This window comes from Noviherbaspirillum sp. Root189 (genome assembly GCF_001428545.1).
Classification (GTDB): domain Bacteria; phylum Pseudomonadota; class Gammaproteobacteria; order Burkholderiales; family Burkholderiaceae_D; genus Noviherbaspirillum.
The window spans coordinates 1-14,451 of sequence record NZ_LMHZ01000035.1 but is presented as its reverse complement, the minus strand read 5'-3'; the positions used below and the strand labels follow the sequence as shown (position 1 = coordinate 14,451).

13 protein-coding genes and 1 pseudogene are annotated in these 14,451 nt (G+C 55.6%); 9 read left to right on the top strand and 5 right to left on the bottom strand.

Features of this window, described 5'->3' with window-relative positions; all coding sequences use genetic code 11:
- Nucleotides 1-65: 65 nt before the first annotated feature.
- The gene (locus ASE07_RS19895) at nt 66-428 is read left to right on the top strand and encodes a nuclear transport factor 2 family protein (protein ID WP_057292571.1); all 363 of its coding nucleotides are present in this window, start codon (nt 66-68) and stop codon (nt 426-428) included.
- A gap of 161 nt (nt 429-589) precedes the next feature.
- On the opposite strand, the gene ASE07_RS19890 is transcribed toward ASE07_RS19895, so the two are convergent.
- Together ASE07_RS19890 and ASE07_RS19885 are read right to left on the bottom strand one after the other, a co-directional pair.
- A complete protein-coding gene (locus tag ASE07_RS19890) occupies nt 590-2,224 on the bottom strand; it encodes an MBL fold metallo-hydrolase (RefSeq protein WP_082584322.1) in 1,635 nt (544 codons plus the stop codon).
- Between the two features lie 45 nt (nt 2,225-2,269).
- A complete protein-coding gene (locus ASE07_RS19885; RefSeq protein ID WP_057292570.1) occupies nt 2,270-3,880 on the bottom strand; it encodes an MBL fold metallo-hydrolase in 1,611 nt (536 codons plus the stop codon).
- 446 nt (nt 3,881-4,326) lie between these two features.
- On the opposite strand from ASE07_RS19885, the gene ASE07_RS19880 reads away from it, so the two are divergent.
- The 4 genes from ASE07_RS19880 (at nt 4,327) to ASE07_RS19865 (ending at nt 8,058) form a co-directional block, all read left to right on the top strand.
- A complete protein-coding gene (locus tag ASE07_RS19880) occupies nt 4,327-5,067 on the top strand; it encodes a 4'-phosphopantetheinyl transferase family protein (protein ID WP_057292569.1) in 741 nt (246 codons plus the stop codon).
- A gap of 24 nt (nt 5,068-5,091) precedes the next feature.
- Entirely contained in the window at nt 5,092-5,703 is a 612-nt protein-coding gene (locus ASE07_RS19875) for a VOC family protein (protein WP_235548542.1), read from the top strand.
- A 27-nt stretch (nt 5,704-5,730) separates the two neighbouring features.
- Complete coding sequence (locus ASE07_RS19870; RefSeq protein ID WP_057292568.1) at nt 5,731-7,029, top strand: aminotransferase-like domain-containing protein; 1,299 nt, start codon at nt 5,731-5,733, stop codon at nt 7,027-7,029.
- Nucleotides 7,030-7,128: 99 nt separating this feature from the next.
- On the top strand, nt 7,129-8,058 hold the full coding sequence (locus tag ASE07_RS19865; protein WP_057292567.1) for an aspartyl/asparaginyl beta-hydroxylase domain-containing protein: 930 nt from the start codon (nt 7,129-7,131) through the stop codon (nt 8,056-8,058).
- 381 nt (nt 8,059-8,439) lie between these two features.
- Here ASE07_RS19865 and ASE07_RS28300 read toward each other — a convergent pair.
- Nucleotides 8,440-8,994 (bottom strand): annotated as a pseudogene (locus ASE07_RS28300) (transposase); the annotation flags it as partial.
- A gap of 780 nt (nt 8,995-9,774) precedes the next feature.
- Between ASE07_RS28300 and ASE07_RS30420 the strand changes: the two are divergent.
- The 3 genes from ASE07_RS30420 to ASE07_RS28295 all read left to right on the top strand — a co-directional run bounded on the left by ASE07_RS30420 (nt 9,775) and on the right by ASE07_RS28295 (nt 12,708).
- On the top strand, nt 9,775-9,897 hold the full coding sequence (locus ASE07_RS30420; RefSeq protein WP_268793449.1) for a hypothetical protein: 123 nt from the start codon (nt 9,775-9,777) through the stop codon (nt 9,895-9,897).
- 280 nt (nt 9,898-10,177) lie between these two features.
- Nucleotides 10,178-11,725, top strand: coding sequence for a DHA2 family efflux MFS transporter permease subunit (locus ASE07_RS19855; protein ID WP_057292565.1), 1,548 nt, complete (start codon nt 10,178-10,180; stop codon nt 11,723-11,725).
- Between the two features lie 626 nt (nt 11,726-12,351).
- Entirely contained in the window at nt 12,352-12,708 is a 357-nt protein-coding gene (locus ASE07_RS28295) for a translation initiation factor Sui1 (RefSeq protein ID WP_082584319.1), read from the top strand.
- A 104-nt stretch (nt 12,709-12,812) separates the two neighbouring features.
- On the opposite strand, the gene ASE07_RS19850 is transcribed toward ASE07_RS28295, so the two are convergent.
- Nucleotides 12,813-13,244: a winged helix-turn-helix transcriptional regulator gene (locus ASE07_RS19850; RefSeq protein ID WP_057292564.1), complete on the bottom strand. Its 432-nt coding sequence runs from the start codon at nt 13,242-13,244 to the stop codon at nt 12,813-12,815.
- Between the two features lie 115 nt (nt 13,245-13,359).
- Here ASE07_RS19850 and ASE07_RS19845 point away from each other — a divergent pair, with 115 nt between their 5' ends.
- Nucleotides 13,360-14,124: an SDR family oxidoreductase gene (locus tag ASE07_RS19845; RefSeq protein WP_057292563.1), complete on the top strand. Its 765-nt coding sequence runs from the start codon at nt 13,360-13,362 to the stop codon at nt 14,122-14,124.
- A 99-nt stretch (nt 14,125-14,223) separates the two neighbouring features.
- Here the strand turns inward: ASE07_RS19845 and ASE07_RS29935 are convergent.
- Nucleotides 14,224-14,451 (bottom strand): hypothetical protein (locus tag ASE07_RS29935; RefSeq protein ID WP_057292562.1); only part of this gene is annotated, 228 nt, incomplete at its 5' end.

Sequence of the window (14,451 nt, the reverse complement as noted above, 5' to 3'; positions counted from 1 at the left end):
ACCCCGCAGCGCGGGACGAGTCACGCGAGCCGGGACGACATTGTCACCATACCGGAGGGACGGATATGAGAGATAAGCTGGAACACTTCGTGCTGTGCATGTTCAACAGCATCGACGCGTCCGACTGGACCGCGCTCGATGCCTATTTCCATCCGCGCATCGAGTACCGCCGGCCCGGCTATGAGGACATTCAAGGCCTGGAGCAGTTGCACGTTTTCTACGAGCGCACGCGCATCGTCAAGAGCGGACGTCATACGATCAACACGCTGTTGTGCGATCCGGAGGCCCCTTCGATTTGCGTGACCGGCGCCTTCAGCGGTGTGGACAAGGGCGGCAGGGACCTCAATGTCCGCTTCTGCGATGTCTACTTGTTTCAGGACGAAAAAATCATTCGTCGCGAGACATTTTTCAGCGTTCCTGCCGTCTAGGTGAGACGTTATTCGTTCAGGCCGCTCAGTCAAGAATAGCCGCCAAGCGCAGAGATATGCCGCAGGGCTGCTATCGTGTCGGATGATCTGTTATGTGGATAAAGTTTGCGCGCGCTGCAAAAGGAACTGTCGATTGAGACCTTAGGTAGGGTGGTGCTACGCTAGCTCACCGCGTGCTCGGCTTCTTCCTGATGTACGTCGTCGATAACGATGGTGGTCTTGGCGGTAAGCAGACGCGCGTCCGCGAGTCCGGCATTCCGGGCGTCTACCAGGATTTTTTTCATTTCCTTGATCTGCTGGGCGTCTTCCGTGTACGCCAAGCCAAGCAGCCATTCGTACCAGGGTTCCAGACCCATCGCATAGACATAGAGACGTCTGGCGCCGAGCGCACGCAGCATTCGCATTCCACGCTCTGAGTCCGAACCGTGCTGGCGACGTGTCTGATCCTGCTGCATCGTCGGCTTGATCGGGAAGAAAGCACCACAGCTCCAGGACATCGGCGCGCCGACGCATTCAAGACCCAGGAAGACGGTCTGTACCGGTCCGAGGATGCGTGCAAGATGCTCGTACTGACGCGGATCAAGGCAGTCTGAATCTGCAGCAAACAGCATTCTTTGCTTGCCGATTTCGATGACGAACGCAGTCTTCGCGTGTGGCAGGTCCGAGTGTTCGCCGAGGAAAGGGACCGCCACGATCCTTCCACCCAATAGCGGCAGAGAATCAAGGGTATCCAGCTCCACGACGTTTCTGAAACCCAGCTTTCGGGAAAGAAGCTTGAGCGAAATGTCGCCGTAATGCAAACCGTTCGCGCGCGGGACCACCAGGCAGCCCAACCGGTGGCGAATACGCAGCAGGGTTTCCAGGGAGAAGTGATCATGATGATTGTGCGTGATCAGCGCGTAATCGATATGTGCCGGTAAATCATCGTAGGACAGGCGTTTTCCCACCTCGTCGGTTGGCGTTGGGCCGAAACAGGGATCGACGAGAATGCTCGTGCCATTCCATTCGATCAGCACGCAGGCGTGGCCAAAGTGCTGTACGCGAATATGGTCAGCTCCATGCCGGCGTGGCTCCAGCGCGGGCGTTTCCGCAAACAGCGTATGGAGCAGTGCGTCGGAAGAGGCAGGCACTCCAAGCAATTCGCGGATGGCGCCCAGCGGCTGCGGATTGGTATCCAGCGCAAACAGCGCATCCACTTTCGGATCATCGAAGCGCACCTGCCAGTCGATTTCGTCCGTATTGGGCAACCGCGGTGTGCTGAATATGAAATCGCGCGACCTGTCGCTTTTCAGGGAAAACAAACGGAATGACTGCAGGTGCGGCTTGTAATGTCTGCTTTCGTACAGGAGCGGCTCGATGACGCGTATGCCGGGTCGCGTGAAGTAGTCGTAGATCAGTTCGACATAGCCGCGAAGTTCATCCGGCACCCGTGTATAGAATGGTGCAAGTGGCAGCCCCGTACTCGCAGCCGCGGTCAGTTGTGCCTGGAACCTGAGCGTTTCCTGCGCCATACGGATGCTGTCCGCATACTCTTTCTCCGACTGGGCGAGAAAGGCCTCGGCTTCCTTTGCCCGCTCAACTGGGATGTTGACAAAGCGCCCCGCGCGGTACTTTGGGTTCTTGCATGCCTCTACCGCCAATTCCGGCGATTGCAAGTACTGACGCAGATTCGGCACCTGGTAGTGGTTTGCGTACAGGCTGGCGGTCAACGGGGAAATGCATTGCGAATAGGCACTCCAGCGGTTGACCAGAGGTTCGACCACCGTGCTCTTCTTCAGGCTGAATAGGGATTCCATGCTTTCTCTCTGGCTAGGGAAACGAAGCGCCGACTGGCGCCGTGCTCAGGTGAAGCGCAAGCGGTGGTCGGCAACGACGATCTCGCGCTTGCCGAACAAGCGCTCGGCCACCACGTCGCGGCCCCGGCAATGCTCGATCAGCTTGTTTGACTCAACGATGGGTGGCGACTGCTCGTTGTAGAGGATGCTGGTGATGTGGGTGAACCATGGCTCCGCACCCATTGCGTACACGAATACGCCAGACGGTTTGAACTGATCTACAATCCTGCTTGCCTTTTCGAAATTGGAACCGTTCAGCCGCCGCGATTGGTCGTGCTCCCGGCGCAGCCGGCGCGGCAGCAGGTCGCCGTACAGCCAGGACATCGGACCGCCGGTGCATTCCATGCCAATGAAGATGAGATCCGGATTTGGCAGCAGCCTGGAAAGACGTTCGTACATCACCGGGTCGAGGTTATTCGAATCGGCGAGGCACATTGCCCGTTGCCCGCGCAGTTCGACCTGGTATCCAAGCTTAGTCCGGATATGGAGGTCGCAATGCTCGCCGAGAAATGGCAGGCCGGTGATGGCGCCGCCCGGGACTGGCAGTACTTCAAGATCGTCCAGTTCCACCACTGACGTGAAACCAGCCTTTTCGAGTAACAGTTTCAGCGAAGGGTCCTGCACGAAACCGCCGTGGCACTTCGGAACGACGATCGTGCCGATCTTGTGGCGCAGTTGCAGCAGGACTTCGAACAGAACGTGGTCTTGGTGGTTGTGGGTGATCAGGATGTAGTCGATACGATCGGGAAGGTCCGAGAAGCTGTAATAGTCGAGAGCGGCGGTTCCCTCGTAACCCACACTGGGGTCGCTCATAATCGTGGTAACGCCGTCGTCGATCAGGAGCGTCGCGTGGCCGAAATAGCGTACGCGCATACCGTCGCCGTCGTACCGCTCATACCGGCGCGGCGGCGCCTCGTCGGTGAAGTAGTCGTCCAAGCGCTCGACCCCTTCCGCCCGGCCGGAAAGCTCGGTTTTGAGCGCGAGGTATTCGTCCTCGTTCAATCCCTGTTCTCGCGACCTTGCCAGCGTATCGTAGATGCCGTCGGAAAACGCTGCGTTGATGAGCAGGCCGCCCGATGCATCGATTAGCGGCGTCGTCAGCACGAAGGGGCGTGCCTCGGAGGTGACAAGACGCAGAAAAACCGATTGCAGCGCAGGTTTGTAAAGCGAACTGGCATACAGCAGCGATTCGAACACCCGCAATGATGGATTGTTGTTGAGGTCATAACCGAGTTCCACCGCGCCGCGCAACGGCTTTGGCATCTTCTCGTACAGGTTTTCCAGGGTGCCGCCGTTGCCGTCACGGATCAGCAAATCGTTGGCCAGGACCAGCGCATCGGCGAAGGCGAGTTGTTCATGCAGATCGTCTTTCAGCTTGTCCAGAAGCGCCTCGGCCAGGCGCACATCGCCGGGGAAATCAATGAAGGTACCCCCGAGCAAGGCCGGATCCTTGGCCGATTCCCTGTGAAAGTCCGGGTCCTCGATGAACGATTCGAGCAGTGGGATCATACGGTTTTTTGCGACCATCGCAAACGTGGCCGGCGATACGAGGAAGGGCCAGGCATACCACCGGCAAATGAGCGGTTCAAATGCGACGTTCTTCTTCAGGTATTTCATTCGTTCTCCTTGGTAGTCCTTGCTTCCGCGACCGCATCTGCCCCGGGCTAAAAGAATCGCAAAGCCCATGCATGAAGCGTGCCTTGCTCAGAATTGAGCTGGCGGAGAAGGCCGCCCGCCGACAGGCCGACACAGAGTGCCGCTAGCAGGCTTTTGGATGTGGCGTGCACATGGCCAGGGTGGAGCGGTTGCAGTGCGGTAGCAAGTTACGTTTTTCGGAATCGGGTCACGATCCGTCCGAAATTCCGCCCTTGGCGCGTAGCCGCGGGATCCTTCTTTAGCCAAAAGACCCTTATTTTTCAGGTTTTTAGGTACGAGTCGGGATGTGGCACGTAATCTGCAGAAGAATGCCTCTTGCGGAAAATCGACACGCCTTTACTGCTGACGGAACTCGGGGTGTTACGACAGGCTAACGGGATGCCGTGACGATTTCTTAATGTCGGAGTATGAAGAGACAGGAAGGACAGACTGCAGTGGGAGCATTGGACGAGGTCATCCAGGTGTGGGAGTTCGCGCTCGATCGTGAAGCCGAGACGGTTGCCCGGCTAGCGGGCGTCCTTCATGAGGATGAGCGCACGCATGCGCGACAATTCAGGTTCGAGGTACATCGCAACCGCTATATCGTCGCGCGTGCAGTTTTGCGCATGCTGCTCGGCAATGTGCTTAATCTTCCCCCTTCACTGGTGATGTTTCGCTATACCGATAGAGGGAAACCGGAACTGGACTATGCGATGAACCGCAACTGGCAATTCAACCTGTCCCATTCCGGCGCACTTGCGCTGGTCGCACTGACGTGCGGCCGGCGTATCGGCGTCGACATCGAAATGGTGGAACGAAATATGGCCGATCTAGACGATATTGCACGCATCTTCAGCGAGGACGAACAGGCGGCGATCAAAGCCTTGCCGTCATCCCTGCAGCCGGACGCCTTCTTTCGCTGCTGGGTTCGCAAGGAAGCGTTCGTCAAGGCACTTGGGCTCGGGATCACATGCGAGCTTAAAGATTTTTCAATTGACATCCGACCGGGCCGAGCCCGCCTCATACGGGCGGAACGGTCTATGGCCGGCCAGTGTGACTGGCAATTTGCTGTGCTGGACAAGATCGGGGAGGGCGCTGCTAACTATGCGGCGGCATTGGTTTACGAGGGGCCGCCGGCTCGCATTGCTTTTCACCGTGGCGTTCCATAAGACTGTTTCAGCGGGTGTGGCGATGTGCAAAGCGGCAGCGAACCGGGTGCCTGGTATCCGGAATTCATGGAGAGTGGAGACGACGTGAGAGAGAACCCGAAAGAGAAGGCGGCTGCCGAGGCCGTCGACAATGCTGTCAACGATGTGGCCACCTGTGCCGCACGTAGGTACACCAAGATTGACCATATCGCCCTTGCGGTTCACGATCTTGAGCAGGCCGTGCATTTGTTTACCCATGTGCTCGGTTTTACCTTAGTCCGGCGACGCATCATCAAGGGAGACCGTACCGGCATGATTTCGGCGGAGCTGGAGCACAACCAGATCAAGTTTGTCCTGTGCCAGGGGACGGAACCGGCGTCACAGGTCTCCAGGCTGATCGAAAACTTCGGGCCCGGGCTTGCCCACATCGCGCTGGCCGTCGACGACGTCGAAATGACGGCGGAAGATCTCGCGTTGCAAGGCATGTCGTTCGACACAAATGTGATCAAGGGAGCAGGCTTGCGCCAAGTCTTCTCGAGCCGCGATCACAATTCGGGCATGTGCTTCGAATTCATTGAGCGAACCGGTGAACATGGGTTTCTTCAGGAAAATGTACAGGAGCTCTTCTCGCAGCTGGAGAAGAAGGGTACCTACTAGCGACCAGTCGAACTAGGGCATTTAAACATGACCATACCTTCCGCCAGAACAGGCAGCACCATCGGTTCGTCGCGACTCGACGTGATGAATTTTCTCAACGAAGTTGCGCAGAACTATCCGTCCGCGATCTCGTTCGCATCGGGGCGCCCGGCCGAACAATTCTTTAACCTCGAAGCCTGGATAAACCGTCTTCCCCTGTTCGTCGAGCATTTTGCAACGCAGAATGGACTTGGGCTCGAAACGGCGCGCAATCTCATCGGGCAATATGGACGCACCAACGGCATCATGTGCGATCTGATAGCGCGCCAGCTTGCCCTCGACGAAGGCATCTTGTGCAAGCCCGCCCAGATAGTCGTGACCGCGGGATGCCAGGAAGCGATGAACCTGTGCGTAACCCGCTTGTGCCGGCATCCGGACGACATCATCCTTTCACGTAGCCCAGCCTACATCGGTATTACTGGTATTGCCGACCTGAATGGAATCCCGATCGCGCCGTTCGTCGTCGACGACTCCACCCCGCCGGCCGAGGCGCTGGAACAAGCGATCCGGAATGCGCGGTACGAAGGCAAACGGCCACGCCTGCTCTATCTCGTGCCGGATTTCGATAACCCAACCGGTACTGTGCTGTCGCGCGACGCACGTCTACAGATGATCGAGGTTTGCGCACGCAACGGCATCGTCATCCTTGAGGACAATCCCTACGGAATGTTCAGGTATAACGGCAAGTCGGTGCCGACCATGTTCTCGTTGGATACCAAGACTTGCGTGGTCTACCTCGGTACCTACTCGAAGACAATCTGTCCCGGCCTGCGTGTAGGCTTCGCCGTCGTACCAGAGGGCGAAATGCCGGGCGGGCAGTCCGGTGCCGGTATGCTCGACGCTTTGTCCCAGGCTAAGAGCTTCGTGACGGTCAATACCAGCCAGATCGGCCAAGCCATCGCCGGCGCGATCCTGCTTTCTCAAGCGTGCAGTCTGCGCGACTTGATTGCTCCGGTGATCCAACATTACCGCACGAATCGCAATGCCATGCTCGACAGCTTGGCATATGCATTTTCCGCATATGAAGACGTGGTCTCGTGGAACCAGCCGGACGGAGGTTTTTTCCTGACTCTGCGCCTGCCATTCGAGTTCGGGCGCGAGGAGGCCGAGATTTGTGCAAGCGAGTACGGGGTGCTGACCATGCCGCTTTCATTTTTCGCGCTGGGCGAAGACGGTCGCAATCAGGTACGCCTTGCATTCAGCAATTCACAACCCGAACGAATCAGAACAGGCATTGAGCGCTTAGGGATGTTTGTGACAGCGCGCCTGCACGGCAGGCGCGAATAAGGGCTGTAAATCGGGCGCGACAGCAAGGCGCATCATCGCCCAGCTTCGTCCACGTGAGCAGAAACGATTGGCAGATCGAACGGTTACCCGGAAAACTTTATGAATCGTCCATTAAAATTATCGAACACGGATTCTGCCACAGCGGCGCGCGAGGCTATCTGGTCACGTATCATTGAAGTGATGAAAGCAGGCGGTTACTATGACCGCGTGATGTCGGCCGGCTCAGAGCTTGATCGTGTTAAGCAGTATCTGTCCATTCTTGAGGGAACAAGCCACGAAACCAAGGCGCTGCACCAGGACACGAGTCTACTACCGATCTTTCCCGGGCTCGACTATCGGGCCGTTTACTCCGTCAACGAGTTCAGCGCACTGGCGGATGCTGCCGAGGCACTGAAGGCATCCTACCAGACCATTCTCGCCGAAGCCGATGGCATCGACTACCATGCCTATACCGAGGGCGGGCTCAACGGCGGGCGCTGGGACGTATTTCCGATCTATCACATGGGCGAGCGGCTTCCCCCTGCGGAACGGGTTCCGAGGACGACCAAAATTGTGGAATCGCTTGCTCTCTCAAGCCACGTCTATCCATGGAGCGACATGATCTTCTCGTCGCACGAACCCAGGACGCATCTGTTGCCGCATTACAGCGTGGATAGCTTTCGAATTCGCTGCCACTTAGGATTGCGCGTGCCGGCCGGTTGCTGGCTGCGGGTGGCCGGGGAGACTTTGACTTGGAAAGAGAAGGAAGTGCTGTTCTTTTCGGATTCGTATCGCCACGAAACCTATAACGGCTCATCACAACAGCGGGTTGTTCTCATCGTGGACCTGTGGCACCCGGGCCTCTCGAAGGTTGAAATTGACGCTATCACCGCAGGCTTCAGGAAGCGGGAGATTCGCGAATGGTTCATCAATATCCGCGTACCTGAAGGCTGCCCGTACAGCCCGCTTCGTTCCGTACTTTTCCAACGCTTTTGGGAGAGCGACAACGACACATTGATGCAAAAATATTGGGGAAAGGTCGAGAGTTGACGATGTCCAAGCCGCGCGATGGAGGGTCAATGCCACTCAAGGCTGATACAGGAGCGAAGTTGGACTAGGCAGACCGGAAGACGGCGAGCACTGCCAACAGCTTCGCCATATTGACTGGCTTGGTCTTCTGATAATCGGATCTAGCCGCGACAGCTTGTAAGACAGCCATGACCCGCGTCCGATGCCATCACGCACGTTTCCTCAGAGAACTACCGCATCAAATGCCTAGTCTGCCAAGCAAACTTGACTAGACTACAGCCACCAGGAAAAACTTACTGCACTAAACGCTGTCATGTCCGCTCTTTTCGGGGTAATTCGTATGCTGGAGCGCCTAGGTAAGCTGTTCGACGGGTTCAGTCCATCGGCGAGAGGATTGGTTGCGTTTAATGCAGCAAGGTATTCTCTGACTGGACGGGACCATTGATCGGGATTGCCCCAGTCGATCTCTAGTACACCTCGTACCGCATGCTGGCGCCGAACATCGGCCTTGATGACGCTCGCATCCGTGGCAAAGCCTTCGCCACTCACAAGGTTCTCGGCCATACACCGGCGTAGTACTGACTCGAACAATTCACGGAAAGCATCGCTATCGCGAAACCGACCATGGCGGTTCTTGGAGAAGGTCGAATGATCCGCGACTCTTTCATGGATGCCAAGATGACAGAACCAGCGATACGCCAGATTCAGATGCGCCTCTTCACACACCCTGCGCTCAGAACGAATTCCGTAGCAATAGCCGATGATGAGCATGCGGATGATCAGTTCTGGATCGACAGAAGGACGTCCTATCTGGCTATAGAAGTTTGTTAGATGTTGGCGGAATTCCGTCAGGTCGAGATGACGGTCAATGGCTCTCAGCAAATGGTTCTATGGGACGAATTCTTCTAAATTAATGAGCTCAGTACGTTGCCGAGGAATAAGTTGCTTGCCCATCATGACAGCCTCCATGATGATGTCGTCCTGTCACAATACGATCTCCTCGTTAGAGATCAAGAAGCCTTTTTTCAACATCATCGGCCGATTACAGAAGTAGCATACATGTTGGCGAATGACCGGTAAGCGTACATCACCTGACGTCTCATGCGTAACACGGGCGGACAGTAGCTGACCGATTCTGTTGAAAAACTTCCGTGCAATATCCAATCGTTCTGCTAAACGGCATTTGTTTAGCAAGAGATTCGTCCGGCGAATCAGTACAGTGAATTTGCTATGTTCTTCGTATTGCAGTCAGACTTTTTCAACAGAATCGGTCGATTTCACCAGTCAGCAATTTGTCTCTAAACTTCCGCTATGCGATGGTTAGCCGCCGTTCTCCACATTCCCTCGGTCTAGCTTGCCGAAACGTGCTTTCACGTTCGGATCCTTCGTATTGGATTGATCGACAATTAGTCCGATAAGGTGAGACTTTGAGGGAACGCTTCATCATTGCATCGTGTGCCACTCTCAAGGCCAGGTATTCCCTTAGCTACTTAGCGATTTCACGGTTCGAACATTAGGAAAATATTTTAACTCGGAAAGTTTAGACATTATACGGCTTCCGCCGTGACCCTTTGAAATGACTCGCTTTGCCAATACCGAGGACGGAAGGGGGTTCTCAGCGCCGGTTAGACTCCGATTAAAGTGATGCTGAATAACTAAACGAGTTTTGTTTCCGAGCGTTATACGTGCTGTTGATTCCTCTTCATAAAGGCGACCATGAAAGAGCGGACCCTGTCCATGGCCCAAAACCAAGAATTGGTACAGTATCGCAAGCCAATGCGAGGTAATGAATTCCTGCAGGCGATGGAGCGTATCATGCTCTGGGCGGTATTATGCGCGGCATCGAGCCGCACTATTTGAAGAAGGGCAATAGCCATCCTCCGATCGGACTGGAGCACATGTTGCGCCTTCATTTCCTGCAGCAATGGTTATATGGCCTGTGACCAATAGGAAGCGTCCAGAAAACGAATCACATGATCTGTTCGAAACTGGCTGGTGGCGTTTAACGGTGGCCGCAGCCTTCAATCTGGGCACCGGGCGCAAATTAGTGGATGATGTCGGTTCGCCAGCGACATAGGCCGCAATGCGCTCGATTTGTAATTCTTGAGACATTACTGGCGGACCAGATGGGAACGACAAGATGATTCTCGGCACTGCTTCCACAGCTGATGCGCCGTGCGCCGTGCAGGCCCGCCCCATGGTGCTGGCCGCGACGATATTTGCTTCCAGCATGGCCTTCATTGACGGCACCGTTGTTAATGTGGCTCTGCCGGCGCTGATGCATGAATTCACCGCAAACGCAGGGCAGGTCCAGTGGGTCATCGAGTCCTATGCGCTATTTCTGGCGGCTCTACTGTTGGCAGGGGGCAGCGCAGGCGACCGGTATGGCCGGCGGCGCGTGTTTCTGACCGGCGTCATGTTGTTTGCCGCAGCATCCGTATGGTGCAGCATGGCCGCCAACATACATCAGCTCATCATAGCGAGAGCTGCGCAGGGTGTGGGTGGGGCACTGCTGGTACCGGGCAGCTTGGCGCTGATCACCGCCTCGTTTCCGACGGATGTGCGCGGCAAGGCTATCGGCACATGGTCTGGCTATACCGCGATCACTGCCGCGCTGGGGCCGGTAATGGGCGGGTTCCTGATAGAGCACTGGTCATGGCGCGCCGCATTTCTAGTCAATATCCCGCTGACGCTGGTGGTACTGTTACTCACTTTACGTTATGTGCCTGAAAGCAGAGGTAGGGGAACGGGCCCTTTGGACTGGCTAGGTGCCGCGTTGGCCAGCACTGGTCTCGGCTTCCTAGTATTCGGTCTGATTTTGTCCTCTACGATTGGCTGGCTCAATTCACGCGTTATAGGCTCTCTGTTACTGGCAGCCATCGCTTCGGCGGCTTTTGTGCTGCAGGAGCGCAGGCATCCAGCGCCTTTGGTTTCGCTGAAACTGTTCCGTTCGCGCGACTTTGCTGGTGCTAACCTGCTCACCTTTCTCCTCTATGCCGCCCTTGGAGGAAGCCTGTATTTTCTGCCGCTCAATTTGATACAGGTGCAGGGCTATACCGCACTGCAGGCAGGTGCCGCCTTGCTGCCAATGATCCTCACTATGTTCCTGCTGTCGCGCTGGGCAGGTACCTTGGTGGACCGCTATGGCGCGAAGAAACCATTGATGATCGGCCCCGTTATTGTTGCGCTGGGCTTCGGCCTGTTCGCACTGCCAGCGATCGGCGGCAGTTATTGGCTCATGTTCTTCCCGGCGGTAATGTTGCTTGGTTTAGGCATGGCGATCAGCGTGGCGCCGCTCACGACTACCGTGATGAATGCCCTGGACGGCAGCCTGGCAGGCGCCGCTTCCGGTATCAACAATGCCGTCTCAAGGCTTGCAGCGCTGCTGGCAATTGCATTCTTTGGTATTGTGATGAGCTTGGCATTTCGATATGCGCTGGCTGGCCTCGATCATAAAGTGTCGCCGATGGTGAGCAGCGCAGTTTTTGCGCAATGGGACAGGCTCGCCGGGATTGATGTGCCGGTCATGGCGACAAGGGAAGAACACATGGCGGTAAAGTCCAGTGTTGGCAACGCTTTCATTTATGGATTCCGCTGGATCATGCTGTTGTCGGCCGCGCTTGCTCTGGCAAGCTCCTTTAGTGCTTGGCGCCTCATCGGGCGGCCCGAACAGCCCCAAGCAAAGTAGTGTGGCGGCTAATAGCCATCGCCAGCAGTTGGGGCGAACAAATGCGCGAGCTTGCCACGATGCCTGTTCTGGTGCTTGGTTCTCATGAATCTGTTGCTCGCCGATCAGGAGGTCAAGGACAACGGCATTAATTCCGCAAGGGCTCGCAGCTCTGATGAGATCCGGATTCCATACGCAACTGAAAAGTCAAAACGTGCATGTTTCCATCGGCGACCGCCTGGATCGTCTTGAGATCGCTCGATCTCGCGCATGCTCATGGTAATGGTCCCAGTTGTTGCCATTGACGCCTCCTGTAAAAGAGATGCCCATAGCTTTCGTCAACTCACGAATCGCCGTATTTCCAAACCGCAAATGCGACATTTCTATTTGGGGGAAACACGACATTTCTAATTGGGACCTACAGTCGTGCGGTCTAGAACTTTATTTATGTAACGAGTACATCGTGCGCTATTCGCAGATAGATCTAGAGCTCCTCGTCCGCTTCAGGCTTCAACGTAAAGAAGGACCGAAAAGCGCGCACAAGCGGTCATTCTTCAGAATTTAACAAGGGCAGGGTGCGGCTAAGAATGGACAGTCACGCGGTGCTAAACTCAGGCGATTCACACTTCAAAAACTGCTGAGTAGACATGAAGAGTAGTTCAAACGGCGGCCTTGTATATTCCACTGATGACGAACGCATGTATCCTGAATGCCGACGGCCCCTCTCGGAGTGCAGCTGTAGGCCCAAGGCCGTGCCCATAGGTGATGGTGTGGTACGCGTGTCGCGCCAGACCAAGGGTCGGGGTGGGAAGAGCGTAACGCTTATCAAGGGGCTAGCGCTCGATCCTACTCCACTGGCTTTACTGGGCGAGCAGTCGCGCACGGCATGCGGTTCTGGCGGAACCGTGAAGGATGGTGTAATTGAAGTGCAGGAAGACCACTGCGAGCCGGTCATGGCAGAGCTAAGAAAGCATGGACATAATGTTAAGCGTTTTGGTGTCTAGTCTTGGAAACTTCGAATGCCCACAATTGTCCTAAAACAGCCGACAACACGATGCTACGCAATCGCAGCCTGCGGCCAGAAGCAAACTTGGTGGAGGAAATTCTGTTAATCAACCAAACCAGCGGCCCTGGCCTGAAATTCCTGGCGTGCTTTCATGACCGCTTCCCGATTCTCTTCCGCCCATAACCACACCCCGCAGAAAGCCGCTCCGAGGGTTCGCCCCATCTCGGTCAATTCATACTCTACTTTGGGCGGGATGACTGGATAGATCTCACGCAAGATCAGTCCGTCGGCTTCCATTTGTCGCAAGGTTTTTGTTAGCATTTTTTGGCTTATATCGCCGATCAGCTCGCCGATGCGTGTAAAGCGCAGACGGCCGTGTTCCGCCAGTACTTCCAGCGCAAGCATGGTCCACTTATCTGCCACTCTTGCCATGATTTCCCGAACCAAATTGTTCACCTCGGGATCTATCTGTGCCAATGCAGGGGCATGCAGATGTTCTTTGGGTGCAGATGGATCGCCGGACGGTTTATTCATTCCATACTCTCCTATTGGTAAGTATGGCACGTTCGGGTGCCTACTTACTTTTTTAAAGCAATGATTCTATCATCGCCTTGCTTCGTACTTCATTCACTTGAACAGGAGATTCACCATGAAAATGCAAGGAAACACGATTCTGATCACTGGCGGCGGTTCCGGTATCGGAAGGGCACTGGCAGAGGCTTTTTACCGGCTTGGCAACCAGGTTGTCATCGCCGGGCGTCGTAAAGAACTGTTGGAGCAGGTGATAGCCGCCAATCCCGGCATGGGTGCGGCAACGGTCGATATGTCAGATGCCGGGTCCATTCAGCGTTTTGCCGACCAAGTCCGTAAAGATTATCCAGGCCTTAATGTTGTAATCAACAATGCCGGGATCATGCGGCCTGAAAAGATACTGGATGGCTCGCTTGACGACGCGGAAGCCATCATCACCACTAACTTGCTTGGGCCGATACGGCTGACTGCCGCACTGCTTTCTCAACTGATGCAGCAACCACAGGGGGCAATTGTCAATGTCTCTTCCGGTCTGGCGTTCCTGCCGCTGGCCGCCACACCGACTTATTGTGCGACGAAAGCAGCCATCCATTCCTACACGCAGTCCTTGCGCTACCAGCTCAAGGATACGTCGCTGCAAGTACTTGAGCTGGTGCCGCCTTATGTACAAACGGAATTGATGGGGCCTGGACAGGCAAGTGACCCACATGCCATGCCGCTGAAAGATTTCATCGATGAAACAATGCGCCTATTTGGCGATACGCCGCAGTCCAATGAAATTTGCGTAGAGAGGGTCAAGCCTTTGCGTTTTGCGGAAGCAAATGGGAATTACGTGGAATTTTTCAAGCAATTCAATGACCAGTCAACGTCGGCGCTGCCATGACATCATTCCAATCTAAGTGGGCATGCGACCATATTCGTTCCTGATAAACCCAGCTTTGATGCATCTTATTTCCACATCGCCCCCATTGCAGGTCTTAATCTAAATGTCCGCATTGGTCTCGGATGCGGCAAAAAGCCTTTGTAATGCCTTCTTCGTTTGCTGAATACTTCGAGGTTTTCCCGCAGTGGCCAGGCAAACGGCCGCTTTAGGGAATGCCGACAGGCAGTTACGGGTGTGCGCCGTGATAAGGCGATGTAGTTCCAGCGGGTGGAAGCCCCGCCCGGCGAAGTGCTCCCGCCGGAAGCTACCGGAGCAGCGGTGGAGGTA

What these genes read in the sequence shown, in the direction of transcription:
- ASE07_RS19895 (WP_057292571.1), top strand. Translation starts at nt 66, where the DNA reads ATGAGAGATAAGCTGGAACACTTCGTGCTGTGCATGTTCAACAGCATC.
- ASE07_RS19890 (WP_082584322.1), bottom strand. Translation starts at nt 2,224, where the DNA reads ATGGAATCCCTATTCAGCCTGAAGAAGAGCACGGTGGTCGAACCTCTG.
- ASE07_RS19885 (WP_057292570.1), bottom strand. Translation starts at nt 3,880, where the DNA reads ATGAAATACCTGAAGAAGAACGTCGCATTTGAACCGCTCATTTGCCGG.
- ASE07_RS19880 (WP_057292569.1), top strand. Translation starts at nt 4,327, where the DNA reads ATGAAGAGACAGGAAGGACAGACTGCAGTGGGAGCATTGGACGAGGTC.
- ASE07_RS19870 (WP_057292568.1), top strand. Translation starts at nt 5,731, where the DNA reads ATGACCATACCTTCCGCCAGAACAGGCAGCACCATCGGTTCGTCGCGA.
- ASE07_RS19865 (WP_057292567.1), top strand. Translation starts at nt 7,129, where the DNA reads ATGAATCGTCCATTAAAATTATCGAACACGGATTCTGCCACAGCGGCG.
- ASE07_RS30420 (WP_268793449.1), top strand. Translation starts at nt 9,775, where the DNA reads ATGGCCCAAAACCAAGAATTGGTACAGTATCGCAAGCCAATGCGAGGT.
- ASE07_RS19855 (WP_057292565.1), top strand. Translation starts at nt 10,178, where the DNA reads ATGATTCTCGGCACTGCTTCCACAGCTGATGCGCCGTGCGCCGTGCAG.
- ASE07_RS28295 (WP_082584319.1), top strand. Translation starts at nt 12,352, where the DNA reads ATGAAGAGTAGTTCAAACGGCGGCCTTGTATATTCCACTGATGACGAA.
- ASE07_RS19850 (WP_057292564.1), bottom strand. Translation starts at nt 13,244, where the DNA reads ATGAATAAACCGTCCGGCGATCCATCTGCACCCAAAGAACATCTGCAT.
- ASE07_RS19845 (WP_057292563.1), top strand. Translation starts at nt 13,360, where the DNA reads ATGAAAATGCAAGGAAACACGATTCTGATCACTGGCGGCGGTTCCGGT.